This window comes from Marinobacter sp. L-13, assembly GCF_056857715.1.
Genome location: NZ_JBSXNQ010000037.1, coordinates 12,330 through 37,460, shown reverse-complemented (window position 1 = coordinate 37,460; position 25,131 = coordinate 12,330). Strand labels below are relative to the sequence as shown.

Below are 25,131 nucleotides of genomic sequence, written 5' to 3'. Positions count from 1 at the left end.
CATTGACGTTGCTGACAGGATGCGCACATGAGTGACTGGGAATCTGACAAGTCTGCCGATTGGGGTGACAAACCGGTGGAGCCTGAAAAAGAAAGTAAGCCGTTGTTCGGGCGCAAGTCACCGAAGCTTCCGCCCGAGTCCGGACGTGACTGGAAGCTCATCGAAAAACTCGTCATGTCGCTGCAGTCTGAGCAGCGCAAGAGCCGGCGCTGGGGTATCTTTTTCAAGTTCCTGACGTTTGGTTACCTGATTGCCTTGCTGTTTTTGATCAAGTTTCCCCTGGGCGATTCACTGGAGGGTGTAACCGGCAAGCACACGGCTCTGGTAGAAATAAACGGTCCGATCGCTGCCGACGAACTGGCCAGTGCAGACAATATTGTAGGTTCTCTGCGAACAGCCTTCGAAGAGCCAAACTCGGTAGCAGTGATTCTGCGCATCAACAGCCCGGGTGGCAGCCCGGTGCAGTCCGGGTATGTCTACGATGAGATCAAGCGCCTGCGGGAGGAATATCCCGAGAAAAAGGTCTACGCCGTGATCTCGGATATCGGCGCTTCAGGGGCCTATTACATTGCTGCGGCCGCGGATGAAATCTACGCCAATCGGGCCAGCCTTGTCGGCTCGATTGGGGTGGTGGCCGGTGGTTTCGGCTTTACCGAGGTTATGGAGAAGATCGGCGTGGATCGCCGTCTCTACACGGCCGGCGAGAACAAGGCGTTTCTTGATCCGTTTTCGCCGGAGCAGGAAGAGGAAGTCACGTTCTGGCAGAGTGTCCTCGAAAACACCCACCAGCAGTTTATCGAGGCGGTCAAGCAAGGGCGTGGTGACCGCCTGGCGGATGATGAGCGCCTGTTCAGCGGGCTGGTCTGGAGCGGCGAGCAGGCCGTTGAGCTTGGCCTGGCTGATGGGCTCGGCAGCGCATCACACGTTGCTCGGCAGATCATAGGTCAGGAGGAACTGGTGGACTACAGCCGTCGCAAATCACCGTTCCAGGATATTGTTGATCAGCTTGGTGTCGCCTTTGGCGAGGGTTTCGCCAGTCAACTGGTCGAGTCCCGGCTCGAGCTTCGGTAATGCCTTATGAGGCAGGCCGGTTTTCCAGCAGGGGATTCCGGCCCCATTGCCTCAGCAGATCGTTCAGGGCAATAAGGGGGAGGCCCACCAGGCTGTTCGGGTCCCGGCCGTCAAGGGCCTCGAACAGAGTAATGCCGAGGCCTTCCATCTTGAAGCTGCCGGCGCAGTCGTAAGGTTTCTCCCGCAATAGGTAGGCCTCTATCTCCTCATCAGCCAGTTCCCGGAACCTGACGTTAAACGGCTCGCAAAGGCTGTCGATTTTGCCGGAATCGGAGTCGAGCAGCGCCAGGCCTGTAAGAAATAGTACCCTGTGACCACTGCTCTGGCGTAACTGCTCTGTCGCCATTTCGTGGTTGCCGGGCTTGCTCAGTACCGAGCCGTCGGGCAGGCAGGCGACCTGGTCCGAGCCGATGATCCAGTGGCCGGGGAACCGGTCCGCCAATTCGCGGGCCTTGCTCTCGGCCAGACGTGTCGCCAGGGCCTCGCCGGTCTCGCCTTGATAGGGTGATTCGTCGATATCCGGGCTTGCGCAGGTGAACGGCAAGCCAAGCCGCTCCAGGAGCGCTCTCCGGTACGGTGATGAAGACGCCAGTAAAAGCGGTTTTGGGGGCATTGATCGAGTCCTTTAAGTACCTGGCCAGTGCATCTGTTGTGCGATTATCGTAAATTACACCTATCTGCACTGGAACCCCCGTGAAAAAGCAACGAAGTCTTTGACAGCGGCCGGCTGCGCCCCTAAAATTGCGCGCCTATGTCAAACGCGTCCAACGCCGAGTTGCCCAAATCTGTTGATCCTTACCGGTTAGCGGAACATAACAGCACACTGGAGGGAGTGATTCCCATCAGCGGGCTTGGCCGTTTTCGGGAATCCGTTCTCGGGTTTTCGGAAGGCGCTGCGTGCCGGGTCAAACTGTCTTTTTTTATGGATGGTGAGCGTCGTCGCGTTGTTTCGGGCGAGCTGGCGGCCCCGGTTGATCTGGAGTGTCAGCGGTGCATGGGCGCCATGAGCGTGACTCTGGTCTCCGAGTTCAAGCTGGGTCTTGTTACCAGTGACGAGCAGGCGCAACAGCTGCCGAAAGAACTCGAGCCGTTTTTGACCGATGATTTTACGGCGGACCTCTGGTCGATGGTGGAAGACGAGCTGTTGCTGGTTTTGCCACCGTTTCCGCTTCACGAACGGGACCAGTGTCCTGCCCGGGAAGATTTGGAAGCCTACGAGCCTGACAGCTCCGGGGCAGAGCCGGTGAGAAAGTCGGGTGAGAATCCGTTCAGTGTCCTGGCGGATCTCAAGAAGACAAAGCATTAACCGGGCGTGGGTCGTCCCTCGGGAGACCGGCGCACATTTAACGAACAGACGTTACTTATTCAGCAATACAAGTTTACGTTAACAGGTCAGGAGCATAATCATGGCTGTACAGCAAAACCGTAAGACCCGTTCCAAGCGTGGCATGCGCCGTTCACACGACGCCCTGAGCGCCGCTGCTCTGAGCACCGATGCGACTACTGGTGAAGTTCATCGTCGTCACCACGTGTCTCCGGACGGCTTCTACCGCGGCAAGCAGGTAATCGAAGCACGCGACGAGTAAACTCGTTGCCGCTATGCACCGTCCCGAGTCGGATGGCAGAACGGTGAAGCCGGTCACCATCACGATTGATGCAATGAGTGGCGACCGCGGCGCTGCTGTCGTGGTTGCCGCATCGCTGCGGGCGGTGCGTGAAAACGAAGCCTTGAGCATCGTTCTGGTGGGAATCCGGAGCGAGCTCGAGGCTTTGTTGCGTGAGGGGCACGCCCGAATTCGCATTGTCGAGGCGGCAGACGTTGTTCGGATGAACGAGCGCCCCTCCCACGCTCTCCGCCACAAGAAAAACTCTTCCATGGCCATCGCCCTGAGTCTTGTCCGCGATGGCGAGGCCCAGGGCTGCGTCAGTGCCGGTAACACCGGTGCATTGATGGCGTTCGGGCGCACCATTATCCGCATGTATCCGGGTATCGAGCGCCCGGCTATTGCCAAACTGATTCCCTCGCTCAGGGGGCGCTGTCACGTCCTTGATCTCGGCGCCAATGTCGACTCAACCGCCGAGAATCTCTATCAGTATGCCCTGATGGGGTCCCTGATGGCCTCTGCGATCTGCAGCCAGGCGGAACCAAGGGTCGCTCTTCTAAACGTCGGTGAGGAAGAGATAAAGGGCAATGAACAGGTGCGGCTGGCGTCTCATATGCTGGCCCAGTGCGATACCATCAACTACATCGGTTATGTGGAAGGTAGCGATCTGTTCCGGGACGTCGCCGATGTGGTCGTCTGTGATGGCTTTGTCGGCAATATAGCCCTGAAAACCGGCGAGGGTGTTGCCGGTCTCCTCATAGAGCTGATGGAACAGGCCTTCACACGAAATCTCTACGGCCGACTGGTCGGCCTGCTGGCCCGTCCGATTATCGGTCGGCTTCTGCAATTGATGGATCCTTCCCGACACAACGGTGCCAGTTTGCTCGGTCTCCAGGGCGTGGTGATCAAAAGTCATGGCAACGCCAATGAGCGGGCCATGTTGTCGGCCATTCGACAGGCCGTTCGGGAAGTTGAGCTGGAAGTACCCCGCCGTATCAACGAGCGTCTCGACGATCTCATGCTTTGAGTGCCTGAGACTAAAGTCTGTCCCGGTTTGGCCACGCATTCGCGGATAATTGGCCTAACTTGTACTATTGGCTAATCTCACGTAACCACCCAATGACGATAAGATCCCGCTTATGAAATCAGCCTTTATTTTTCCAGGACAAGGGTCGCAATCGGTGGGCATGCTTTCGGCTGCCGCTGAAGCCTGGCCCATCATCGACAGAACCTTTTCCGAAGCCTCCAATGTTCTCGGCTATGACCTCTGGGATCTCTGCCAGAAGGGGTCGGCGGAGGAATTGAATAAAACCATGGTGACGCAGCCTGCGCTCCTGACGGCCAGTATTGCCCTCTGGCGGCAGTGGTTTGTTGCCGGCGGTTCTTCTCCCGATTTTCTCGCCGGTCACAGTCTGGGAGAGTACAGCGCCCTGGTGGCGGCAGAGAGCCTCGATTTTGTTGAAGCGGTCAAGCTGGTTCGCCTGCGTGGTGAGCTCATGCAGGACGCTGTGCCGGCTGGAGAAGGGAAGATGGCAGCCATCCTTGGTCTTGAGGATGATGCCGTTGTGGCAGCCTGTCAGGATGCGGCACAGGGCGATGTGGTATCTGCGGTAAACTTCAATGCCCCTGGTCAGGTGGTTATTGCTGGCTCGGCAGCCGCAGTTGAACGGGCTATTGAAGCCTGCAAGGAAAAAGGCGCGAAGAAGGCCATGCCATTGCCTGTAAGCGTGCCATCCCATTGCGCACTTATGAAAGGCGCCGCGGAGGAACTGGCGAAAGCGTTGGAGGATGTTCGCTTTAATGATGCTGTCATCCCGGTTATACAAAATGTTAACGCTGCCGCCGAGACCGAATCCGCTACACTGAAGGCCAACCTTCTCAAGCAGCTTTATTCTCCGGTGCTCTGGACGGACTCTGTGCGTGCCCTCGTTTCCAATGATGTCGAAGTTGCAGTCGAGTGCGGCACTGGAAAAGTTTTGGCAGGGCTGGCCAAACGTATCGACCGGGCTTTGGCCGTTCACAGTATCGAAGACCCGGATTCGCTGGCGAAGGCGCTGGACGCTTTCGGTCAGTCCTGAAACGAAAGGGAGTTATTCATGTCTCTGGAAGGTAAAACCGCACTGGTCACCGGTGCTACCCGCGGTATTGGTCAGGCCATTGCCCGTGCGCTGGCCGCGCAGGGTGCCGAAGTTGTCGGAACAGCAACCAGTGAAGCCGGTGCAGAATCCATCACCAACGATCTCCAGTCGGCCGGTTACAAGGGTTACGGCATGGTCATGAACGTTGCAGACCCTGCCAGCATTGAAGCCGGTTTGAAGGAGCTGACGGAGAAATCGGGGGCTCCCCTGATTCTGGTCAACAATGCCGGCATTACCCGTGATAACCTCCTGATGCGGTTGAAAGATGATGACTGGGCCTCGGTTCTGGAAACCAATCTGTCCAGCGTCTATCGGACCAGCAAGGCCGTGCTTCGTGGCATGGCCAAGGCCAAATGGGGCCGGATTATCAATATCAGCTCCGTGGTTGCCGGTATGGGCAATGCGGGGCAGGGCAATTACTGCGCCGCCAAGGCCGGGGTTGAAGGGTTTACCCGAAGCCTGGCCAAGGAAATGTCGAACCGCGGTATCACTGCAAATTGCGTGGCTCCCGGATTTATTGACACGGATATGACAAAAAAACTGGACGACAAGCAGCGTGGGGCTATGCTGGAAATCATACCCGCGGGTCGTCTGGGTGAGCCGGAAGAAGTGGCAGCCGTGGTTGCCTTCCTGGCATCAGATGCAGCCGGATACGTGACGGGTGAAACCATCAACGTGAACGGCGGAATGTACATGGGATAAGCCCCTTTCGGGGTCTGTGCGCAACCCCTTGTCGCACAACATGTTTATCAGAATCCCTGCTTGTTTGCAGGTAGGGTTTAAACTAAACTGGCAGCACTAGAGTTGCTTGGTTGACACACAAAGTGAGGACATTATGAGTACAGTTGAAGAGCGCGTGAAGAAGATCGTTTGTGAACAGTTGGGCGTTAAAGAGTCCGAAGTTCAGAACTCATCTTCTTTTGTAGAGGATCTTGGCGCTGACTCACTGGACACCGTTGAGCTGGTTATGGCGCTGGAAGAGGAATTTGAAACCGAGATTCCAGATGAGGAAGCCGAGAAGCTGGCCAGTGTTCAGGACGCGATCGACTATATCGTCGCGCACACCTGATACTCTGCAATTAAGTAAGCCAGGCAAAAAGCCGTCCTTGTGAAACATCGAGGGACGGCTTTTTTATTGGCTGAATATCAGCTTCAATCTGCGTTCAGATTCATTCGGACAAGTTCAGGTGCAACAGGTTATGGCTAAACGGCGAGTTGTCATTACAGGTATGGGCATGCTGTCTCCAGTCGGCAATAATGTGGCGTCGTCCTGGGAAGCTATTCAGGCTGGCCGGAGCGGGATTGGTATGATCGACCGCTTTGACGCGTCTGCCTATAACACAAGGATTGGAGGGGCTATCCGGGATCTGGATATGGAGCCCTATCTCTCCCCCAAGGACGCCAGAAAGCTCGATGCGTTTATTCACTATGGCCTGATTGCCGCCCAGCAGGCGGTGGACGACAGTGGCCTGGAATCGTTCGACAGACTTGACCGGGACCGCGTGGGTATTGCGATTGGCTCCGGCATCGGTGGCCTTGAGTACATTGAGAAAAGCGTTCTCACCATGGGCAAGTCCGGGCCCCGCAAGGTTTCTCCGTTTTTCGTGCCGGCGTCTGTCGTCAACATGATTTCCGGTAATGCAGCGATCCGCTTCGGCTATCGCGGTCCCAACATCGCCATTGTTACCGCCTGCACAACCGGAACCCATAATATCGGATACGCAGCCCGAACTATTGCCTACGGTGATGCAGAGGTCATGCTTGCCGGTGGCTCGGAAATGGCGACCACGCGGACCGGAATGGCTGCCTTTTCAGCCGCCCGCGCGCTGTCGACCCGAAACGATGAACCGGAAAAGGCCAGTCGGCCGTGGGATAAAGATCGCGATGGCTTTGTGCTCAGCGATGGTGCCGGTGTGGTAGTTCTGGAAGAGCTTGAGCATGCGAAGCAGAGAGGGGCCACCATATACGGCGAAGTCGTTGGCTTTGGTATGAGTGATGACGCCCATCACATTACTGCACCGCCGGAGAATGGTGAGGGCGCGGCCCGCTCCATGGTCAACGCTATCCGGGACGCCGGCCTGAAACCGGATGAAATCGACTATATCAATGCCCATGGCACATCTACACAGGTGGGCGATATTGCAGAAGTGGCGGCTGTACGGACGGTATATGGCAGCCATGCTGAAAAGCTGGCTATGAGCAGTACCAAATCCATGACCGGACACCTGCTTGGCGCCGCTGGTGCGGTAGAGGCAATCTTCTCCGTATTATCGATACGCGATGGCGTCTTGCCTCCAACCATCAATCTGGACAATCCCGATGAGGGGTGTGACCTGGATCTCGTTGCTCACAAGAGCCGACAGGCCGATGTGCGGGTAGCGCTCTCCAACTCATTTGGATTCGGCGGTACCAACGGAACCCTGATTTTCCGCCGTTACGAAGGCTGATCCTGGACGTGTTTCGTCTGTTCTGGGCCGATGAAAGCGGCCTCCCTGCTGATGACCGCGGTTTGGCCTACGGCGACGGGCTGTTTGAAACGATCCGCATGGTTGAGCAGAAAGGAGTCCTGCTTTCGCGACACCTTGAGCGCATGGTTCGTGATGCCGGTCGGTTGGGCATCGAGGTTTCGCGAAGGGATCTGGCGAACGTTTGTGTCCAGGCGGCGCAGCGCTTTGCCGGTCGATTCAGGGGGGAAGGCTGGATTCTCAAACTGACCCTGACCAGGGGCAGCGGTGGGCGGGGTTACCGGCCTGCTCCCGGGATGGAGCCAAACCTGCTGGTGTCGGCTTCACCGTTGCCTCCGATGCCGGATATTGCCGGAGAGGCCGTTGACTTCTCGAAAGTCCCCCTGTCTGTTAATCCTGTCTTGGCAGGTATCAAGTCTCTGAACCGGATCGAGCAGGTATTGGCCGCCGCTGAACTGGGGCCATCCCTTTTCGAGGTCATCATGGCTGATCACGGCGGCAATCTGGTGGAGGGTACCCGCACCAATCTTCTGCTCCGGCAAAGCGATGGCTGGGTGACACCGCCGGCATCCAGCCTTGCGGTTGCCGGCGTTCTCAGGCAATGGGTGCTTGAACGGCTGAGGCAACAGGGGGAAAGGGTGTCGGAGCGTCCGGTTGCTGTAGACGATGTCCTCGGTCCGGATTGCCATGGGCTATTTCTTCTGAATAGCGTTCTTGGGTTTGTTCCGGTTCGCACTATTGCCGGTCATGATTTGCCTGTCGATGGTGGACTTGCGACAATCTTCAATCCTCTCGAAACACTGGAATAAATCGTTTGTTCAAGAAGTTATTGCTTGCGTGTGTTTGTGCTGCTGTCCTGATCTCAGCGGGAACCGGTCTGTGGGTGTGGCAAGGCTTGAAAGGCCTTGAAAAGCCAGTCGAGTTCGAAGAGCCGCTGCTTTTTCAGGTTCCCCAGGGTGCGTCTTTCACGGAAGTGGCGGGTCGCCTTGAAGATGAAGGATTGGTCTCGGACCGGCTGTGGCTCAGGCTATATGGTCGCCTTGACCCTGGGCAGACCCGAATCAAGGCTGGCGAGTATGAATTCCTTGATGGCATGAGTCCCGTCGACATGATTGGCATCATGGTCTCCGGCGATACCAAGCACTGGTATGTGCAATTTATCGAGGGATGGACTTTTCAGGATATGAGGGCAGCACTGGCAAACGCCGAGCGATTGCAAAAGCTCACAGGCGAGTGGTCCAGTGAAAAGATCATGGCGGCTGTCGGTGCGGAAGGGGAGCATCCTGAGGGGCGGTTTTTCCCGGATACCTACGCCTTTACCAGCACCGAGTCCGATCTGGATCTTCTGAGGCGTGCCTTCAGCCGTATGGAATCAGTGCTGGCTGAGGAGTGGGCAGCACGGGAAGATGGGTTGCCCTATGAAAACCCCTATGAAGCTCTGATCATGGCCTCTATTGTGGAGCGCGAAACTGGCGCCCCGGAAGAGCGCGACCAGGTTGCAGGGGTATTTGTTCGCCGCCTCCAGAAGGGAATGCGCCTGCAAACCGATCCCACGGTTATTTATGGTATGGGCGATAGTTATCAGGGCCGTATCGGCCGTAAGGATCTGCGCACCTACACGCCCTACAACACATACAGAATCAATGGACTGCCCCCAACGCCCATCGCCCTGCCTGGCCGTGAATCCATTCACGCGACCCTGCATCCGGATGATGGAGATGCGCTCTATTTCGTTGCCCGTGGCGATGGTACCCACAAATTTTCACGCACACTGGCGGAACACCAGAAGGCTGTGCGTGAGTTTCAGCTTAACCGACGTGAGGATTACCGCTCCTCGGTTAAGCAGGGTGGAGAATGAGCATGAGAGGGCAATTCATTACGTTTGAAGGTACAGAAGGCGTTGGCAAGTCCACTCAGTTGGCGAATGCCGCCAGTACCCTCGAGAACCTCGGTGTGGATGTGTTGGTAACCCGTGAGCCTGGCGGCACCCCCATGGCCGAGCACATTCGCGAGCTGCTGCTGGCAACCCGGGATGAGGTGGTTCACGAAACCACGGAACTGCTGTTGATGTTTGCAGCCCGCGCCCAGCACTTACATACGAGAATCCTGCCGGCACTCGACGCTGGTCAGTGGGTGCTGTGCGACCGGTTCACCGATGCCACATTTGCCTATCAGGGAGGTGGGCGCGGTGTGTCGCAGGAGCGGATTGCATTGCTGGAAAACCTGGTTCAGGGTAACGTCCGTCCTGATCACGTGATATTGTTCGATGCGCCAGTGGAAACCGGAATGGCCAGAGCAAGGCGTCGGGGTGAACTGGACCGGTTTGAGCAGGAAGATCTGGAGTTTTTTCAGCGAATCAGAAATACCTACCTCGACCGTGCCAATGAGGCCCCGGATAGATATCATATTATCAACGCGGCGCGCCCACTGAATCAGGTTTCCGAGGAGGTTGTCCAGCTGCTTACCGGTTTATTGAGCCCGACTGGTCATGGCTGAGGCCAGCTTGGTAGTTTTGGAGGTTTAGCCTTCATTCGTGCACTTTTTGTAAGGTTCTGCTTTAATTGATGTACATTCTCAATTAAAGACTGGCAGTCTTGATGGTCGACGCAAAACTTCTAAAACTCCCCAGCGCAGCGCATCAGCACCGCCACGAACATCATCAGATCGTGATCGGTGTCAGAGGGGAAGCCGAACTGAGTGTCGACGGGACAGGGGCTCGTCTGGATACCTGGAGAGCCTGTTTCGTGCCCACGGAAGCCCAGCACGATTTTTGTGGCAGTCACTCCAACCATGTTCTGGTCATTAATCTTGATCCACTGACTCCCGCGTTTAACACTCCGGCCCATGCGGATTACGAGCGGATGATGCGAGTCTTTGAGAAGCCGCGCACCCTGCAAATGGACAGTCGTTTGCAGGGCTTTGTCCAGTTCACCGCTACCGAATTTGATCGCGCGCCAGAGAACGCAACGCTCCAGCAGCACCTGGCTACCAGTATTCTCTACTGCATGGCCGACAGGATAGCCGGCGGGCAGACGCAATCTCCCGATCGGAACCCCGTAAGCCCGGAAGTCGTTCGATCGTACATCCTCAATAACCTGCACCGAAAAATCACCGTTGAGGAAATGGCGGGGAAGGCCTGTCTCAGTGTCAGCCGCTTTCACGAGGTATTCAGGGATGCCGCTGGTATAACGCCCCATCAATTCCTTCTTCAGACGCGTCTGGAGCAGGCCTCTGAACTTCTTGTCTCAACGTCACTCTCGGTATCTGAAATCAGTTACAGAACCGGCTTCTCATCTCAGAGCGCTTTGACCAACGCGTTACGAAAATACAAGGGAACCACGCCGTCCAGGCTACAGGCGGGTGCTTACGCTGCCTGATTCCGTGTTCTGAGCCCTACAACCGTAGGATTGTGCAAAAGAATCGTAGGATTTCGTAAGCCTGGCGTCCGTAGTAATACTAACTTATAGCGGTTGGGAGCCTGGCTTGAATGGCTGACTGCATTGGCGTCAAGAACCCGAGATGAGGATCACGCCGCGCAGGTGAGTCACTGAACAATCCCGTTCCGATAAGGAACAATTTTCGTGTGAACAAGAAGAACAGTGCAGCGCGTTGTCGGCAGGTCAGTTCTGTGCTTCGCGAGCGAACCTGATTCCGACTCATTAAACCGGAGGAGCCCTATGGCTATTGGTGTTTGGATAAGTCTCTTTGCATATTTTGCGCTCATGATTGCCATTGGCATATTCGCGATGCGCAGATCTACCTCATCATCTGAGGATTACATGCTAGGCGGACGGGCGCTCAGTCCGAAAGTGGCCGCCCTTTCGGCGGGTGCCTCGGATATGAGTGGTTGGCTGCTTCTGGGTCTTCCCGGAGCTTTGTATGTATCTGGCCTGGGTTCCGCGTGGATCGGTATTGGCCTCTTTGTCGGTGCGTTTTTCAACTGGACGCTGGTTGCACCGCGCCTTCGGGAACAGACGGTTCACTATGGGAATGCCATTACCATTCCGTCTTTCCTTGCTAACCGCTTCCCGACTCAGGCGTTATCGCTGAGAACGGTATCCGCTATCGTTATCGTCATCTTTTTTGCGGTTTACACTGCGTCCGGTCTGGTTGCTGGCGGCAAACTGTTTGAAAGTGCGTTTTCCGGTATTTTCAACTTTGGTGGCTTGAGTGATTACGCGGTGGGTATTGTCATTACGCTGGGCGTGGTGCTGGCCTACACCGTTGTGGGTGGTTTCCTGGCAGTAAGCATGACGGACTTCGTGCAGGGCTGCATCATGATGCTGGCACTGGTGATCATGCCCGCGGTTGTGCTATTCGGAGAAGGCGGTGGCGGTTTTGGCCAGGCTGCTGAAACTCTGAACTCGGTCGATCCCACGCTTCTGTCATGGACGGAAGGCCTGACCTTCATCGGTTGGTTGTCTGCGGTTACCTGGGGCCTGGGGTATTTCGGTCAGCCTCACATTATCGTGCGCTTTATGGCCATCCGTACCCTGAAGGATGTTCCGATTGCCCGTAATATTGGCATGGGCTGGATGGGTATCTCCCTGATTGGTGCGATCTCGCTGGGTGTTTTCGGCCGGGCGTATGCCGTTCGTAACGGTATGGATATTGCGGATCCGGAAACGATCTTCATCATTCTGTCCGATCTGCTGTTCCATCCGCTGATCACCGGTTTCCTGTATGCAGCTCTGCTTGCGGCAGTTATGAGCACCATCTCGAGTCAGTTGCTGGTGTCTTCATCTTCTTTGACTGAAGATTTCTATCGACTGTTCCTGCGCAAGGAAGCAACCGATAAGGAGTGCGTCAATATTGGCCGGGTGTGTGTGGTGCTGGTTGGCCTGGTTGCCGCGGTCATTGCATCCGATCCGAATTCACAGGTTCTGGCCCTTGTCAGTAATGCCTGGGCCGGCTTCGGTGCAGCTTTTGGTCCGCTGATTATCCTGTCGCTGATGTGGCCGCGCACGAATGGTGCCGGTGCCATTGCTGGCATGGTAGTGGGTGCAGCTACGGTTATGATCTGGATTTCTCTGGGTTGGAACGGTGAGTTTATGGGTGGTCCTGGTGTTTATGAGATCATTCCTGGCTTTATTGCTGCTTTCATCGCCATTGTTGCGGTGAGTATGGCTACCGAAGACGCAAACGAGTATCAGCACATTACACGCTAGGGCGCTAGCAGCTGGGCGCCGGAACTTCAGGTTTGGCGCTTATGCGAGTCGTGCTGATGTCAACAAACCCTCGCCTCAAGGGCGGGGGTTTGTTGTATCTGACGCCGGAGGCCTGTTGGTGGAAGCTGGAATGACTTAGACCATAGGCGATGGTTCATGATTTGAGCTGGTAGATCTCTGTCCGAGCCGCTACATTAATTAAGGTCAGATTCCAGCTTGAGAAAACAATAATCGCGAAAGGACAAAGGGTTATGAGAAACAATCGATATCTGAAATCAACACTGAGCCTGCTTGCGGCGGCTATGGTTTCTTTTTCCTCGGGGGTGCACGCCGAGGGTAATTATGTAATGGGCACTGCGACTACGGGTGGCACCTACTATCCGGTTGGCGTCGCTATTTCCACGTTGGTTAAGGTAAAACTGGAACCAACGACCAATATTTCCGTGTCCGCCATCAGTTCAGCCGGATCAGGCGAAAATCTGAAGTTGATGGACGAGGGGCAGATCCAGTTCGGTATTTTGCAGGGGCTATACGGCGCCTACGCCTGGAACGGCACAGGGCCAGTACCACAGGCCTATAAAAATCTGCGCTCGGTTTCCATGCTTTGGCAGAACGTTGAGCATTTTGTGGTCCGTAACAACGTGGTTGAGACCGGTACTATTTCGGATATGACCAACCTTTACGATGAGAGCTTCTCTATTGGAGCCCGGAATTCCGGTACTGAAGGTTCCGGTCGTTTTATCCTGGGCAAGGTCGGAATTGATCTGGAGCAGGTGGACATCGCCTATCTCGGCTATGGTCCCAGCGCTGACGCCATGCAGAATGGAAACATCGATGGTATGAACATTCCGGCCGGTGTCCCCGCATCTGCGGTTACCCGTGCCTACGCCAACCTCGGTGGCGAAATAACAACACTGGACTTTACCGAGGCGCAGCTGGCCGAGGTGAACAGTGATTTTGAGCTCTGGACGCCCTACCTGATCCCGGCTGGTACCTATCCGAACCAGGACAAGGACATCAATACTATCGCCCAGCCGAACATCATGGCGGCCCGAGCGGATGTCCCGGAAGAGGACGTGTATCAAATCACCAAGACAATTTATGCCAACCTGGCGTTTCTGAATAACATTCATCCGGCAACCAAGGCCATGGCGCTGGAGAAAGCGATTGCCGGTCTGCCGATGCCGCTGCATCCCGGGGCTGCGCGTTTTTACCGTGAGCAGGGAATTGAGATTCCAGAACGGCTGATTGCGGAGTAGTTGTGGCAGACCAATCAACAGGCGGGCCTCTCAGCGAGGTCCGTGATGAAAGTGCCAGCGAAGCTGGCGAACGCCTTGATCACCGGCTCTTCGGGCCGGTGATTTTTGGCCTCGCGATTCTCACCTCACTGATACACCTCTATTTCAACACGGTTTCTACGCTGTCAGAGCTCTGGACCTCAGCTTTGCACTTTGGTCTTTTCGGACTGATCTGTGCGTTGACCACCCCCATGTTCAAGGCTCGCTCAGTGGCTGGTAAGCGGGCTGTGCTTGGCATCGATGTTTTTCTTGGTCTGGCGGCGATGGCCTGTGCCGCTTACCTGATTCTGTTCGAGAACGCGCTCTATGAGCGAGGCGTTAATTTCAGTACCGGTGACTGGATCGTCTCGATTGCAGCGGTATTGCTGATCCTTGAATTTGGCCGCAGAACAGTGGGTTGGTTTATCCCGGTACTGTGCATTCTGGCGTTATCCTATGTCGCCTGGTGGGGCCAGTATGTTGACGGCATTTTTAATTTCCCGGGGCTCACCTGGGAGACTGTGCTGTTTCGCTCCTACATTGGCGGGCAGGGTATGCTTGGGTCGATTGCCCGGATCTCCTGGACCTATGTCTTCATGTTTATTCTGTTTGGGGCCTTCCTGGTAAAGTCCGGTGCCGGAGACTTTATCATTGAGCTTGCTCGCTGCGCTGCGGGGCGCTTCGTTGGCGGCCCGGGATTCGTTGCCGTATTTTCTTCAGGACTGATGGGTTCGGTGTCTGGCTCAAGTGTCGCTAATACTGTATCTACCGGTGTGATCACGATTCCGCTGATGCGTAAGGCCGGTTTCCCTGCCCGTTTTGCTGCAGGGGTTGAGGCAGCGGCCTCGACGGGTGGTCAGCTGATGCCACCGGTGATGGGCGCGGGGGCCTTTATTATGGCCTCTTATACGCAGGTGTCCTATCTCACGATCATTTCTGTCGCCGCATTGCCGGCGCTGCTCTACTTCCTTTCGGTGGCCATGTTTGTCCGTATTGAAGCCAAACGCAGCCACGCCACCCGGCTGGAGGATGCTGAAGCGCCTACGTTGAAAGAGGTGCTGAAAGATGGCTGGCATTTTCTGATGCCCTTGGTGGTGTTGGTTGCAGCGCTGGTTTATGGATTCACGCCTACCTACGCGGCCGGAATAGCCATCCTCTCCGTGATCGTCGCCTCGTGGCTGTCGAAGCATCCCATGGGGCCTCGGGACATTCTGGACGCCCTGGTGATGGGTGCCCGCAATATCACCACAACAGCGATTCTGCTGATCACTGTGGGGCTGATAGTGATGGTGGTGTCCACTACCGGGATCGGCAATACTTTTTCAATCATGATTACTGACTGGGCCGGTGGCAGCCTGTTGATCACCATCCTGCTGGTCGCCCTGGCGTCGCTCATCCTTGGTATGGGCCTGCCGGTAACGGCAGCTTATATCGTGCTCGCCACACTCTCCGCGCCGGCTATCTACAACCTGATTGCACAGAGTCAGCTGCTGGACCTGCTTGTGAGTGGCAACCTCCCGGAGCAGGCCAAGTCCATCTTCATGCTGGTAGCACCCGATAAAATGGAGTTGCTGAATGCGCCCATGGACACGGCTACGGCGCAGCAACTGCTGGCCTCCGTTCCGGACACCTTCAGCAGTCAGCTGCTTGAGCAGGCACTGTCACCGGCAACCCTGTCGATAACCCTGGTGGCGGCGCATATGGTGATCTTCTGGTTATCCCAGGACTCCAACGTGACACCGCCGGTCTGTCTCACGGCCTTCGCCGCGGCGGCGATTGCCGGCACACCACAGATGCGGACCGGCTTTACCGCCTGGAAGTTGGCCAAGGGCCTTTACATAGTGCCGCTACTGTTCGCCTACTCACCGTTGATTACCGGGAACTTCACCGAAATGATTCAGGTGTTCTGCTTCGCGTTATTCGGCGTTTACGCCATCGTAGCGGGGCTTGAAGGATACCTTGAGCATCCGCTGAATCCAGTGGTGCGTCTGCTGATGTTCCCCATCGGTTTGTTGATGCTCTGGCCCCATGGCCAGGTGCTGCTGGATGGCGCTGGCCTGGTGATCTTTGTCTTTGCGTTCGTGTGGAGTAGCCGCCAGGGCCGCCGGATGGCCACGCCAGCAGCTGCATGACAGGACCCTGACGATGACACTGTTTGAGATCCTGGCTCTGTTAGCGCTGGGTGGCATTGCCGGCTTCATTAACGTGTTGTCCGCGGGAGGGTCCATGCTGACCCTCCCGTTGCTTATGTTCCTGGGGTTGCCGCCGCAGGTGGCCAACGGTACCAATCGGGTGGCCATTACGTTGCAGAGCATCACTGCGGTGGGCAGTTTCTACCGCATGGGGCATGGCAACCTGATGGTCAGTCTGCACCTTGCTGTGCCGGCAATTCTCGGTTCGCTCCTGGGCGCCTGGGTTGCGACCTGGGTGTCAGACGCGGTGTTCGAGGTCGTCCTGGTGTCGGCCATGATCGGTGCCTCGGTATTCATGCTGTTACCTCAGCCCTCACTGAATACCCGCCCCCTGACCACAGACCGGCTGAGTCCGGGCATCTACCTGGCGATGTTTGTGGTTGGCATGTACGGCGGGTTTATACAGGTCGGCGTTGGTGTGCTGTTCATCGTGGTGCTTTACCACATGCTGAAAATCGACCTGAGGCAGGTGAACGTGCTCAAGGTTTCCATCGTGCTGCCCTTTACCTTTGCCGCGCTGGTGGTATTCGCTATCAACGATCAGGTGCGCTGGAGTGTCGGGCTGACCCTGGCTCTTGGCAATGTCACCGGTGCCTTTATAGCAACCCGGGTAAACATGAGCAAGCAGGGCGCGCGCTGGGTCAAGGGAATAACCCTGATAATGGTGGCGGCTATTCTGGTTCGACTGATCCTGTACTGATCATGATTTGAGGAGGTATAGAAAAAATGAAAGCAATGGTCATTGAAGAGTTTGGCGGGCCGGATGTGTTCGTTGAGCGGGAAGTGGACACACCAGAGCCTGATGAAGGTCAGGTTCGCATCAGGGTGGTGGCTTCCAGTGTGAACCCGCTCGAAACCAAAATTCGTTCAGGGCTGGTGAAAACCGGCCCGGCAATGCCCGCGATCCTGAATGGTGACGTCTCGGGAGTGGTGGATAAGGTTGGCCCCGGTGTGGCCGGCTTTGCCGAAGGCGATGAAGTGTTTGGATGCGCCGGTGGCGTCGGGGGCTGGCAGGGCGCGCTGGCAGATTTCATGATCGCCGATGTTCGATTGCTGGGTAAGCGTACTCCGGCCGTGGAATTGCCTCTGGCTGATTGTGCGGCATTGCCGCTGGTGTTCCTGACTGCCTGGAGCGCCCTGGTCGATCGGGCGGGGATTCAGCCCGGTGAGCATGTGCTGATTCATGCCGGCACCGGTGGCGTCGGCCACGTTGCCATCCAGATTGCCAAATACCTGGGTGCCCGGGTCGCCACCACCGTCTCAAACGAAGCGAAAGCGGAGCAGGCGCGGGCACTGGGTGCCGACGACATTATCTTTTACCGGGATGAGTCGGTAGAGGACTACAAGCAGCGCCTGACAAACGGCAAGGGCTTCAGCCTGGTGTTCGATACCGTCGGTGGTGGAAACGTGGACAAGTCCATTGAGGCCGCGGCAGTGAATGGTCGCCTGTGCTCAATCAATACCCGGTCAACCCATGATCTCAGTCAGATGCACGCCAAGAGTCTGACCCTGCACGTGATCTTCCGTTCGATTTCGCTATTACACGGGATCGGCATGGACGATCAGCCACGATTGGTGAAGGCATTGTGTGACATGCTGGAGCAGGGCAAGGTCAAACCGTTGCTGGATACTCAACGCTACAAGTTCACCCAGATCAGTGACGCGCATCGTCGTATTGAGTCGGGTGAGGCTGTCGGCAAAATCCTGCTTGAGCGATAAGCTTTTCGGGGCATAAAAAAACGCCAGCCCGAGGGCTGGCGTTTTTCGTGGAGATTACCGTAAAGGCTTGATGCTTAGGCGATGTTCGCTTCAGCGGCCTTCTTGGTGTAGTTCTCCATCTGGTCGAAGTTGAGATACTTGTAAATCTCTTTCGACATGCTGTTCAGGTCCTTGGCGTACTCCATGTACTCCTGCGGGGAGGGGAGTTTGCCCAGAACCGCGCCAACCGCTGCCAGTTCCGCTGAGGTCAGGTACACGTTGGCACCATCACCGAGACGGTTCGGGAAGTTACGGGTGGAGGTGGACAGCACGGTGGATTTGGCCGCAACTCGGGCCTGGTTACCCATGCACAGGGAGCAGCCCGGCATCTCGGTGCGAACACCGGCGGTGCCGTAAGTGTTGAAGTAGCCTTCTTCCATCAGCTGCGCCTGATCCATCTTGGTGGGAGGCGACATCCACAGGCGGGTCTTCAGCGGCTCTTTGTTTTGCTCGAGCAGCTTACCGGCGGCACGGAAATGACCGATGTTGGTCATGCAGGAACCGATGAATACTTCGTCGACCTTGTCGCCAGCCACTTCAGACAGGAACTTGGCGTCGTCCGGATCGTTCGGGCAGCATACGATCGGCTCTTTGATATCGGCCAGATCGATTTCGATGACGTGGGCGTACTCGGCATCCTTATCGGCACGCATCAGCTTCGGATCCGCAATCCACTCTTCCATTTGCTGGGCACGACGCTCCAGGGTACGCGGATCGCCGTAACCCTCGGCAATCATCCAGCGCAACATGGTGATGTTGGAACGCAGGTACTCGGCCACGGAGTCTTCAGACAGGTTGATGGTACAACCCGCGGCGGAACGCTCGGCGGAAGCGTCAGACAACTCGAACGCCTGCTCAACGGTCAGGTGCTCAAGGCCTTCAATTTCCAGGATGCGGCCGGAGAATTCGTTGATCTTGCCTTTCTTCTCAACGGTCAGCATGCCTTGCTTGATGCCGTACAGCGGGATGGCGTGTACCAGATCGCGCAGGGTGATGCCGGGCTGCATTTCGCCCTTGAAGCGAACCAGAACGGATTCCGGCATGTCCAGAGGCATAACGCCGGTCGCCGCGGCAAACGCTACCAGACCGGAACCGGCCGGGAAGGAGATGCCCATCGGGAAACGGGTGTGGGAGTCACCACCGGTGCCCACGGTGTCCGGCAGCAGCATGCGGTTCAGCCAGGAGTGGATGATGCCGTCGCCCGGGCGCAGTGAAACACCGCCGCGGGTACGGATAAAGTCCGGCATGGTGTGCTGCATTTCCACGTCAACCGGCTTCGGGTAGGCAGCGGTGTGGCAGAAAGACTGCATAACCAGGTCAGCCTGGAAGCCAAGACACGCCAAGTCTTTGAGTTCGTCCCGGGTCATCGGACCGGTGGTGTCCTGGGAGCCTACGGTGGTCATGTGCGGCTCGCAGTAGGTGTTCGGACGAACGCCTTTGCCTTCTTCCAGGCCACAGGCCTTGCCAACCATCTTCTGGGCCAGGGTGAAGCCTTTGGTGCCGGCTTCGGGATCTTTTGGCAGGCGGAACAGGTCGGTCGCGCCCATGCCCAGTGCTGTGCGGGCCTTAGCAGTCAGGCCACGACCGATGATCAGCGGGATACGGCCGCCGGCCTGAACTTCGTCCAGGATCACATCAGACTTGAACTTGAACTCGGAGATAGTCTCGCCGGCCTCGTTCAGGATCTTGCCGTCATACGGGCGGATCTCGATAACATCGCCCATGTTCATGTCGTCGACGGGGGCTTCGAACACCAGGGCACCGGCATCTTCCATGGTGTTGAAGAAGATGGGAGCGACCTTGTTACCGATGCAGACACCGCCGGCACGCTTGTTCGGCACGCCCGGAATGTCGTCACCGAAGAACCACAGAACGGAGTTGGTGGCCGACTTACGGGAGGAACCGGTACCGACAACATCACCTACGAAGGCTACAGGCAGGCCTTTGGACTTGATCTCGTCGATCTGGCTCATGGGACCGGTAACGCCGGGCTCTTCCGGCTTCAGGCCGTCGCGTTCCATTTTGTAGGCAGCGCGGGCATGCAGCGGGATGTCCGGACGGGACCAGGCATCCGGAGCCGGAGACAGGTCGTCGGTGTTGGTTTCGCCAGTGACCTTGAACACCACCATCTTGGTGCTCTCTGGTACCTTCTTCTTATTGGTGAACCACTCGCCGTTGGCCCAGGATTCGATAACTGCCTTGGCAACCGGATTGCCAGCGTCCATCTTTTCCTTCACGTCGTTGAAGGCGTCGAACATCAGCAGGGTGCGCTTCAGCTGCTCACCGGCCAGCTCAGCCAGCTCGGAGTCGTCCAGAAGATCAACCAGGGTCGCAATGTTATAGCCACCCTGCATCATGCCCAGCAGCTTGACTGCTGTCGGCTTGTCCAGCAGCGGAGAGGAGGCTTCGCCTTTTACGATAGCAGTCAGGAACGCGGCCTTTACGTAGGCGGCTTCGTCGACACCCGGCGGTACGCGGTTTTCCAGGAGATACACCAGGGTGTCTTCCTCGCCGGCCGGCGGGTTTTTCAGCAGATCGACCAGAGCAGCAGTCTGCTCGGCGTTCAGGGGCTTGGGAGGAATACCCAGGGCTTCACGTTCGGCAACGTGTTCACGATAGGCTTCTAACACGATATGGACCCTCATCAGTTGGAATGTCCCGCGCCGTTGGCTTCATGCCTTGGCGGGAGGTTTTGGCGGAAAGGCCGCAGGAGCCTCTGAATAATGCCTCAAATCACCGATGGGGTTTCAGGATTTATTCAGAGACTCCTTAATCTGGCGCTGTATTCTATAGGAAACCCCTTATAAAGTTAAGTTGGACAGAGGTCGGAGAGATCTGTTATCTGAGCTATAATCGCCGACCTCAAATCAACGACCGAATTCTGACATGAATGAAGCCCTGCAAGAGATTCACGACTTCCTGCCGTGCCGGACCCCGAAACAATGGATCGACAACGCCCTGGCCAACCAGGATCTGATGCTGATTGATCACGCCCATTGCGAGAAAAAAGCTGCGTCGACGGCATTAAGCCTGATGTATCGGTATGTCGAAAACACCGAGTTATTGAACAAGATGTCCAGACTGGCCCGGGAAGAGCTCCGGCATTTCGAACAGGTTCTTGCGATTATGACGAAGCGGGGTGTGGACTATCGCCATCTTACCCCGGCCCGTTATGCCGCAGGCTTGAGACAGCAGGTCCGCCAGGATGATCCGGGGCGGCTGGTGGATGTGCTTATTGTGGGTGCGATTATCGAGGCGCGGTCGTGCGAGAGATTTGCCGCGCTGGCGCCGTTTCTGGACGACAGACTGGCAGATTTTTATACCAGCCTGCTTAAATCCGAAGCCCGACACTATCAGGATTATCTGAAACTGGCCGAGCAGGCTGCCGGTGGCCCGATAGATGCACGCGTCTCGGAATTTCTGGCGACCGAGAAAGAGCTGATCGAGGCCCCGGATACCGAGTTCCGGTTTCACAGTGGGCCAGTATCATCGTAGCTGTCGGCATAGCTCGATCCAGGCGTCAATGCCTGCGCTACGGTATTTTTGTTTGTGCATGATGAAGTAGAACTGTCGGTCAAAGCGGCGATGTTCCGGAACAGTCAGCGGGACCAGGCTGCCACGTTTGAACGCGTCGGCCAGCACCACTTCCGACAGGCAGCCGATGCCGAGGTCTGTCTCTACGGCGCGCTTGATGGCTTCTGTGTGTTCCAGTTCCAACAGTACGTTCAGATCGGGCAGCAGGCCGTGCATACCCCGCTCAAAGCTTTGCCGGGTTCCAGACCCTGGTTCTCTCATGATCCAGGTGGCGTTGCGAAGGTCCTCATCCGAGAGCGAACCTTTGCTGGCCAGGGGGTGACTGGGAGAACAGAACACTACCAGTTCATCGCCTCGCCAGGGCAGGACATCCAGTTCCTGCGACTGTAGCTCCCCTTCGATCAGCCCGATGTCTAGCTCGAAATCCCTGACTCGCCTGGCAATCGTGCTGGTGTTGGCTACCTCCAGCGAGACCCGTGGATGGGTAGGGGTATTCATGTATTGGGCCATGACGCCCACGGCCAGATAGTTACCAATGGTAAGAGTGGCACCCACTTTCAGGGCACCTGCTTCGGTGTGTTTGCTGAAGGCCTGCTCCAGTTCATTGGCCTGGGCAAGGACGGCCTCCACCTTGGGGCGGTAAAGCCGCCCCAGCTCGTTTAACTGGAGCCGTTTGCCAACGCGGTCGAACAGCTGGATGTCGAACTGGTTTTCCAGTTCTTTCAGCGCACTGCTGGCTGCCGATTGCGACATGGCCAGCGATTCGGCAGCACGGGTAATGTTCTGGAAATGGGCGGCTGCCAGGAAAACTTCCAGCTGTCGAAAACTGTACTTCATAACTTTTCGCTCTTAATCGGCTCACTCGAATAAGGTTATGAGAATATCCCATTTTCCCGATAGGTTAGTGTCGGGTTAGACTTAGCGCAATCCAAAATTGAATCATTCGCCGTAAGAAAGCGTAACGAACAGGCAAGAGGTTTACATGAGCAACCTGATTAAAGAGAAAGTTACCAGCGTCCATCACTGGAACGATACCCTGTTCAGCTTTACCACAAGCCGTGATCCGGGCTTCCGTTTCAAGAACGGGCACTTTGTCATGATCGGCCTGGAGACCGAGGGTAAGCCTTTGATGCGCGCTTACAGTATCGCCAGTGCCAATTACGAGGAAGAGCTTGAGTTCTTCTCGATCAAGGTCCAGGACGGCCCACTGACCTCCCGCCTTCAGAAAATCCAGGTAGGTGACGAAATTCTGGTGAGCCGTAAGCCGACAGGGACGCTGATTCTGGACAACCTTCTGCCCGGAAAGAATCTGTGGCTGATCAGTACCGGCACCGGTTTGGCGCCTTTCATGAGCATCATCAAGGACCCGGAAGTCTACGAGGCGTTCGATAAGGTTATTCTGACCCATGGCGTGCGTTACGTCTCCGAGCTGGCTTATCAGAAGGAGATCGAGGAGCTGCCGGAGAACGAATACTTCGGCGAAATGGTCCAGGGCAAGTTGGTTTACTATCCGACCGTAACGCGGGAAGACTTCCGCAACCAGGGGAGGCTGACCGATGCCATGGAAACCGGCAAAATCACCCGTGATCTCGACCTGCCGGATTTTGACCCGGAGAATGACCGGTTCATGATCTGCGGCAGCCCAAGCATGCTCAAGGACACCTGCGCCATCCTGAACAACATGGGCTTCAAGGAAGCCCGGGGCGGCGATATGGGTCATTACGTGATTGAGCGGGCGTTCGTGGAGCAGTGAGCTCGCGGGCTGAATCCGCCTCGAAAAAAGCCGGAGCGTGATGCTCCGGCTTTTTTGTGTTTGTATCTGACAGAATGGGTCGTATAAACGGCAAAGGGCTTTGGAGGCGGAGCAATGGCAGGACGGCAGTTAACGAAGAAAAACGTCATCAGCTTTTTAGTGGCACTGGCGGTCGGGGTAATTCTTGGCACCGTGGTTCAGACCCAGCTAAACCTGTGGGCCCTTCAGACTATGGGGGTGGCGGTTGGGCTTGAAGCTCGCATTTCTGCCACCGGGCATGATCTGGTCTCTTTTGCGCCGCTCTACCTGCTCCTCTTTGGACTCAGTTTCCTTTTTTCCCAGGGCGCTGCGGCGGTCGTTTCCCGTTTCGTGGGGCGCGGACTTCGGGTGCCACTGTTCGCCCTGGCCGGGGCATCCGGGCTGTGGGTTGCACTAGTGTTGGTTAATGCCCTGGCTCCCATGCCAACCCTGATTGCGGCGACCCGAACCGGGGGAGGTCTGCTTGCCATGCTGTTAACCGCCGCATTTGCCGGAGCCCTGTTCGCCAGACTTACTGCCAGGCCTGCCACTGGGGTCAGTAGCCACGCCTCAGGAACCCTGCTGGCCTTTTGCCTGGCGGTTGGCCTCGGGGCGCTGCCAGGTCCGACACAGGCCCAGTCCTTGAGCGACTACACCGTCGAGACGTTGACTTCCGGGCTGGAGCATCCCTGGTCCCTGGCGTTTCTTCCCGGTGGTGGCGCCCTTGTGACGGAGCGGGCAGGGCGGTTGCGGATGATTTCAGAGGAGTGGGAGCTCGGCCAGGCGCCGATTACCGGAGTTCCGCCGGTTTTCAATGATGCTCAGGCAGGTCTGTTCGATGTGCTGTTGTCGCCGGACTTTGAGAATAACCAACTGGTCTTTCTCGCCTACGCTTGCGGGACGGCCTCTGCGAATCACCTGTGCGTGGCCCGTGGTCAGTTGCAGGCGGAGGCCTTGACGGAGGTTGTCGAGATATTCCGTGCCAAGCCGGCCAAGGAAGGCAGCGCCCACTACGGTGGCCGACTGGCCTGGCTTCCGGACGGTACGCTGATCGTGACGCTGGGAGACGGATTTGACTATCGGGAGCAGGCGCAGAACCTGTCCAGTCATCTGGGCAAGATCGTGAGGCTGAACCCGGATGGCAGTGTTCCCGCCGACAACCCCTTCGTTGGCAGGGAAGGCGCTCTGCCGGAAATATACAGTTACGGGCACCGGAACGTTCAGGGGCTGGTGTTTGATTCCGTCGAAAACGTCTTGATTGCCCATGAACACGGCCCCCGCGGCGGTGATGAGATAAATATTATCGAGCCGGGACACAACTATGGCTGGCCCGTGATCACGCACGGCATCGATTACACCGGCGCCATGATCACGCCCTTTGTTGAGCGGGAAGGTATGGAGCAACCGTTGTTGCACTGGACCCCTTCAATTGCCCCTTCAGGCATGACCCGCTATCGGGGTGTGCTGTTTCCGGACTGGCAGGGAAACCTCCTGGTCGGCGCCCTTGCCGATAAAAGCGTTCACCGCGTCACACTGGAAGTTGGCGATGCAAGCGACGTAGAGAGTCTGTTCGAAGCAATGGGCGAACGGATCCGGGACGTGGCTACCGGGCCTGATGGGGCGGTGTATCTGCTCACTGACAGTGCGGATGGACGGATTCTGCGTATCCTGCCTTAGTCTCGGCTCTGGGGTCTTTGGGCCCGGCCAGTGTATAGTAGGCGGTTTTCAGAAAGAGGGAAGCCGCTATGTTTCATCTGGAACTGGAACCACGTTTCAGCGATACCGATGCCCTCGGGCATATCAGCAATACCACTCTGCCGGTCTGGTTCGAGCAGGCCAGGACGCCGGTTTTCCGTATTTTTCACCCGACCCTAGAAGCCGAGACCTGGCCGCTGATCATTGCACGACTTGAGATTGATCTGATGGCACAGAGCTACTGGCATATTCCGGTCAAGATCAAAACAGGTATCGGTAAGATCGGCAATTCCTCATTTCATGTGATTCAGGAAGCCTGGCAGGGCGACAAGCAGATTGCCCGGGGTGTCGCCGTGTTAATTCACTTTGATTACGAAATCGAGAAGGCACTGCCGATTCCGGATGACATAAAAGCCAGGCTGGCAGAACATGCGGTAGCGTGATCGCGCACAATTCTG

Annotated in this window: 24 protein-coding genes; 21 read left to right on the top strand and 3 right to left on the bottom strand. The window is 56.7% G+C overall.

What is annotated here, in order from left to right; genetic code table 11:
• Nucleotides 1-27 precede the first annotated feature (27 nt).
• On the top strand, nt 28-1,071 hold the full coding sequence (locus AC13DD_RS03490) for a S49 family peptidase (RefSeq protein ID WP_092029908.1): 1,044 nt from the start codon (nt 28-30) through the stop codon (nt 1,069-1,071).
• A 4-nt stretch (nt 1,072-1,075) separates the two neighbouring features.
• Here the strand turns inward: AC13DD_RS03490 and AC13DD_RS03485 are convergent, their stop codons facing one another.
• Complete coding sequence (locus tag AC13DD_RS03485) at nt 1,076-1,684, bottom strand: Maf family protein (RefSeq protein WP_092029906.1); 609 nt, start codon at nt 1,682-1,684, stop codon at nt 1,076-1,078.
• 138 nt (nt 1,685-1,822) lie between these two features.
• Between AC13DD_RS03485 and AC13DD_RS03480 the strand changes: the two genes are divergently transcribed.
• From AC13DD_RS03480 to AC13DD_RS03405, 16 genes are all read left to right on the top strand, one after another.
• Entirely contained in the window at nt 1,823-2,377 is a 555-nt protein-coding gene (locus AC13DD_RS03480) for a YceD family protein (protein WP_008174965.1), read from the top strand.
• A gap of 100 nt (nt 2,378-2,477) precedes the next feature.
• A complete protein-coding gene (gene rpmF, locus AC13DD_RS03475; RefSeq protein ID WP_008174968.1) occupies nt 2,478-2,657 on the top strand; it encodes a 50S ribosomal protein L32 in 180 nt (59 codons plus the stop codon).
• A 43-nt stretch (nt 2,658-2,700) separates the two neighbouring features.
• On the top strand, nt 2,701-3,702 hold the full coding sequence (gene plsX, locus AC13DD_RS03470; protein ID WP_014577545.1) for a phosphate acyltransferase PlsX: 1,002 nt from the start codon (nt 2,701-2,703) through the stop codon (nt 3,700-3,702).
• 112 nt (nt 3,703-3,814) lie between these two features.
• Nucleotides 3,815-4,753, top strand: coding sequence for an ACP S-malonyltransferase (fabD, locus tag AC13DD_RS03465; RefSeq protein ID WP_053112394.1), 939 nt, complete (start codon nt 3,815-3,817; stop codon nt 4,751-4,753).
• An 18-nt stretch (nt 4,754-4,771) separates the two neighbouring features.
• The gene (fabG, locus tag AC13DD_RS03460; protein WP_008174974.1) at nt 4,772-5,515 is read left to right on the top strand and encodes a 3-oxoacyl-ACP reductase FabG; all 744 of its coding nucleotides are present in this window, start codon (nt 4,772-4,774) and stop codon (nt 5,513-5,515) included.
• A gap of 133 nt (nt 5,516-5,648) precedes the next feature.
• Nucleotides 5,649-5,882: an acyl carrier protein gene (acpP, locus tag AC13DD_RS03455; RefSeq protein WP_012136033.1), complete on the top strand. Its 234-nt coding sequence runs from the start codon at nt 5,649-5,651 to the stop codon at nt 5,880-5,882.
• 130 nt (nt 5,883-6,012) lie between these two features.
• A complete protein-coding gene (gene fabF, locus AC13DD_RS03450; RefSeq protein ID WP_482930865.1) occupies nt 6,013-7,260 on the top strand; it encodes a beta-ketoacyl-ACP synthase II in 1,248 nt (415 codons plus the stop codon).
• An 8-nt stretch (nt 7,261-7,268) separates the two neighbouring features.
• Entirely contained in the window at nt 7,269-8,087 is an 819-nt protein-coding gene (locus AC13DD_RS03445) for an aminotransferase class IV (RefSeq protein ID WP_092029901.1), read from the top strand.
• A gap of 5 nt (nt 8,088-8,092) precedes the next feature.
• Nucleotides 8,093-9,136, top strand: coding sequence for an endolytic transglycosylase MltG (gene mltG, locus AC13DD_RS03440; protein ID WP_008174981.1), 1,044 nt, complete (start codon nt 8,093-8,095; stop codon nt 9,134-9,136).
• Nucleotides 9,133-9,774, top strand: a complete 642-nt coding sequence (gene tmk / locus AC13DD_RS03435) for a dTMP kinase (RefSeq protein ID WP_039882076.1) — start codon at nt 9,133-9,135, stop codon at nt 9,772-9,774. Before mltG ends, tmk begins: the two co-directional genes overlap by 4 nt.
• A 101-nt stretch (nt 9,775-9,875) precedes the next feature.
• Nucleotides 9,876-10,655, top strand: a complete 780-nt coding sequence (locus AC13DD_RS03430) for a helix-turn-helix domain-containing protein (RefSeq protein WP_008174983.1) — start codon at nt 9,876-9,878, stop codon at nt 10,653-10,655.
• 300 nt (nt 10,656-10,955) lie between these two features.
• The gene (gene putP, locus AC13DD_RS03425; protein ID WP_008174984.1) at nt 10,956-12,446 is read left to right on the top strand and encodes a sodium/proline symporter PutP; all 1,491 of its coding nucleotides are present in this window, start codon (nt 10,956-10,958) and stop codon (nt 12,444-12,446) included.
• Between the two features lie 251 nt (nt 12,447-12,697).
• Nucleotides 12,698-13,705, top strand: a complete 1,008-nt coding sequence (locus AC13DD_RS03420; RefSeq protein WP_008174985.1) for a TAXI family TRAP transporter solute-binding subunit — start codon at nt 12,698-12,700, stop codon at nt 13,703-13,705.
• A gap of 2 nt (nt 13,706-13,707) precedes the next feature.
• Nucleotides 13,708-15,855, top strand: a complete 2,148-nt coding sequence (locus AC13DD_RS03415; RefSeq protein WP_008174987.1) for a TRAP transporter permease — start codon at nt 13,708-13,710, stop codon at nt 15,853-15,855.
• 13 nt (nt 15,856-15,868) lie between these two features.
• Complete coding sequence (locus AC13DD_RS03410) at nt 15,869-16,615, top strand: sulfite exporter TauE/SafE family protein (protein WP_008174989.1); 747 nt, start codon at nt 15,869-15,871, stop codon at nt 16,613-16,615.
• 26 nt (nt 16,616-16,641) lie between these two features.
• Nucleotides 16,642-17,634, top strand: a complete 993-nt coding sequence (locus AC13DD_RS03405) for a zinc-dependent alcohol dehydrogenase family protein (protein WP_482930864.1) — start codon at nt 16,642-16,644, stop codon at nt 17,632-17,634.
• A 74-nt stretch (nt 17,635-17,708) separates the two neighbouring features.
• Here the strand turns inward: AC13DD_RS03405 and AC13DD_RS03400 are convergent, their stop codons facing one another.
• Entirely contained in the window at nt 17,709-20,303 is a 2,595-nt protein-coding gene (locus tag AC13DD_RS03400) for a bifunctional aconitate hydratase 2/2-methylisocitrate dehydratase (RefSeq protein ID WP_482930866.1), read from the bottom strand.
• Between the two features lie 256 nt (nt 20,304-20,559).
• Here AC13DD_RS03400 and AC13DD_RS03395 point away from each other — a divergent pair, with 256 nt between their 5' ends.
• On the top strand, nt 20,560-21,168 hold the full coding sequence (locus AC13DD_RS03395; RefSeq protein WP_273083522.1) for a MiaE family protein: 609 nt from the start codon (nt 20,560-20,562) through the stop codon (nt 21,166-21,168).
• Here the strand turns inward: AC13DD_RS03395 and AC13DD_RS03390 are convergent.
• The gene (locus AC13DD_RS03390; protein WP_273083523.1) at nt 21,160-22,044 is read right to left on the bottom strand and encodes a LysR substrate-binding domain-containing protein; all 885 of its coding nucleotides are present in this window, start codon (nt 22,042-22,044) and stop codon (nt 21,160-21,162) included. The two genes, AC13DD_RS03395 and AC13DD_RS03390, sit on opposite strands and share 9 nt — an antisense overlap.
• 145 nt (nt 22,045-22,189) lie before the next feature.
• On the opposite strand from AC13DD_RS03390, the gene AC13DD_RS03385 reads away from it, so the two are divergent.
• The 3 genes from AC13DD_RS03385 to AC13DD_RS03375 all read left to right on the top strand — a co-directional run bounded on the left by AC13DD_RS03385 (nt 22,190) and on the right by AC13DD_RS03375 (nt 25,116).
• Nucleotides 22,190-22,960: a ferredoxin--NADP reductase gene (locus tag AC13DD_RS03385; RefSeq protein WP_008174999.1), complete on the top strand. Its 771-nt coding sequence runs from the start codon at nt 22,190-22,192 to the stop codon at nt 22,958-22,960.
• A 114-nt stretch (nt 22,961-23,074) separates the two neighbouring features.
• Complete coding sequence (locus AC13DD_RS03380; protein ID WP_482930863.1) at nt 23,075-24,655, top strand: PQQ-dependent sugar dehydrogenase; 1,581 nt, start codon at nt 23,075-23,077, stop codon at nt 24,653-24,655.
• 68 nt (nt 24,656-24,723) lie between these two features.
• The gene (locus AC13DD_RS03375; protein WP_053112380.1) at nt 24,724-25,116 is read left to right on the top strand and encodes an acyl-CoA thioesterase; all 393 of its coding nucleotides are present in this window, start codon (nt 24,724-24,726) and stop codon (nt 25,114-25,116) included.
• Nucleotides 25,117-25,131: the final 15 nt, after the last annotated feature.

Coding starts and splice junctions, on each gene's coding strand:
- AC13DD_RS03385 (WP_008174999.1), top strand. CDS start 22,190: ATGAGCAACCTGATTAAAGAGAAAGTTACCAGCGTCCATCACTGGAAC.
- fabD (WP_053112394.1), top strand. CDS start 3,815: ATGAAATCAGCCTTTATTTTTCCAGGACAAGGGTCGCAATCGGTGGGC.
- AC13DD_RS03395 (WP_273083522.1), top strand. CDS start 20,560: ATGAATGAAGCCCTGCAAGAGATTCACGACTTCCTGCCGTGCCGGACC.
- AC13DD_RS03390 (WP_273083523.1), bottom strand. CDS start 22,044: ATGAAGTACAGTTTTCGACAGCTGGAAGTTTTCCTGGCAGCCGCCCAT.
- AC13DD_RS03375 (WP_053112380.1), top strand. CDS start 24,724: ATGTTTCATCTGGAACTGGAACCACGTTTCAGCGATACCGATGCCCTC.
- rpmF (WP_008174968.1), top strand. CDS start 2,478: ATGGCTGTACAGCAAAACCGTAAGACCCGTTCCAAGCGTGGCATGCGC.
- fabF (WP_482930865.1), top strand. CDS start 6,013: ATGGCTAAACGGCGAGTTGTCATTACAGGTATGGGCATGCTGTCTCCA.
- fabG (WP_008174974.1), top strand. CDS start 4,772: ATGTCTCTGGAAGGTAAAACCGCACTGGTCACCGGTGCTACCCGCGGT.
- AC13DD_RS03490 (WP_092029908.1), top strand. CDS start 28: ATGAGTGACTGGGAATCTGACAAGTCTGCCGATTGGGGTGACAAACCG.
- AC13DD_RS03485 (WP_092029906.1), bottom strand. CDS start 1,684: ATGCCCCCAAAACCGCTTTTACTGGCGTCTTCATCACCGTACCGGAGA.
- AC13DD_RS03420 (WP_008174985.1), top strand. CDS start 12,698: ATGAGAAACAATCGATATCTGAAATCAACACTGAGCCTGCTTGCGGCG.
- putP (WP_008174984.1), top strand. CDS start 10,956: ATGGCTATTGGTGTTTGGATAAGTCTCTTTGCATATTTTGCGCTCATG.
- AC13DD_RS03480 (WP_008174965.1), top strand. CDS start 1,823: ATGTCAAACGCGTCCAACGCCGAGTTGCCCAAATCTGTTGATCCTTAC.
- acpP (WP_012136033.1), top strand. CDS start 5,649: ATGAGTACAGTTGAAGAGCGCGTGAAGAAGATCGTTTGTGAACAGTTG.
- AC13DD_RS03430 (WP_008174983.1), top strand. CDS start 9,876: ATGGTCGACGCAAAACTTCTAAAACTCCCCAGCGCAGCGCATCAGCAC.
- AC13DD_RS03405 (WP_482930864.1), top strand. CDS start 16,642: ATGAAAGCAATGGTCATTGAAGAGTTTGGCGGGCCGGATGTGTTCGTT.
- AC13DD_RS03410 (WP_008174989.1), top strand. CDS start 15,869: ATGACACTGTTTGAGATCCTGGCTCTGTTAGCGCTGGGTGGCATTGCC.
- AC13DD_RS03380 (WP_482930863.1), top strand. CDS start 23,075: ATGGCAGGACGGCAGTTAACGAAGAAAAACGTCATCAGCTTTTTAGTG.
- tmk (WP_039882076.1), top strand. CDS start 9,133: ATGAGCATGAGAGGGCAATTCATTACGTTTGAAGGTACAGAAGGCGTT.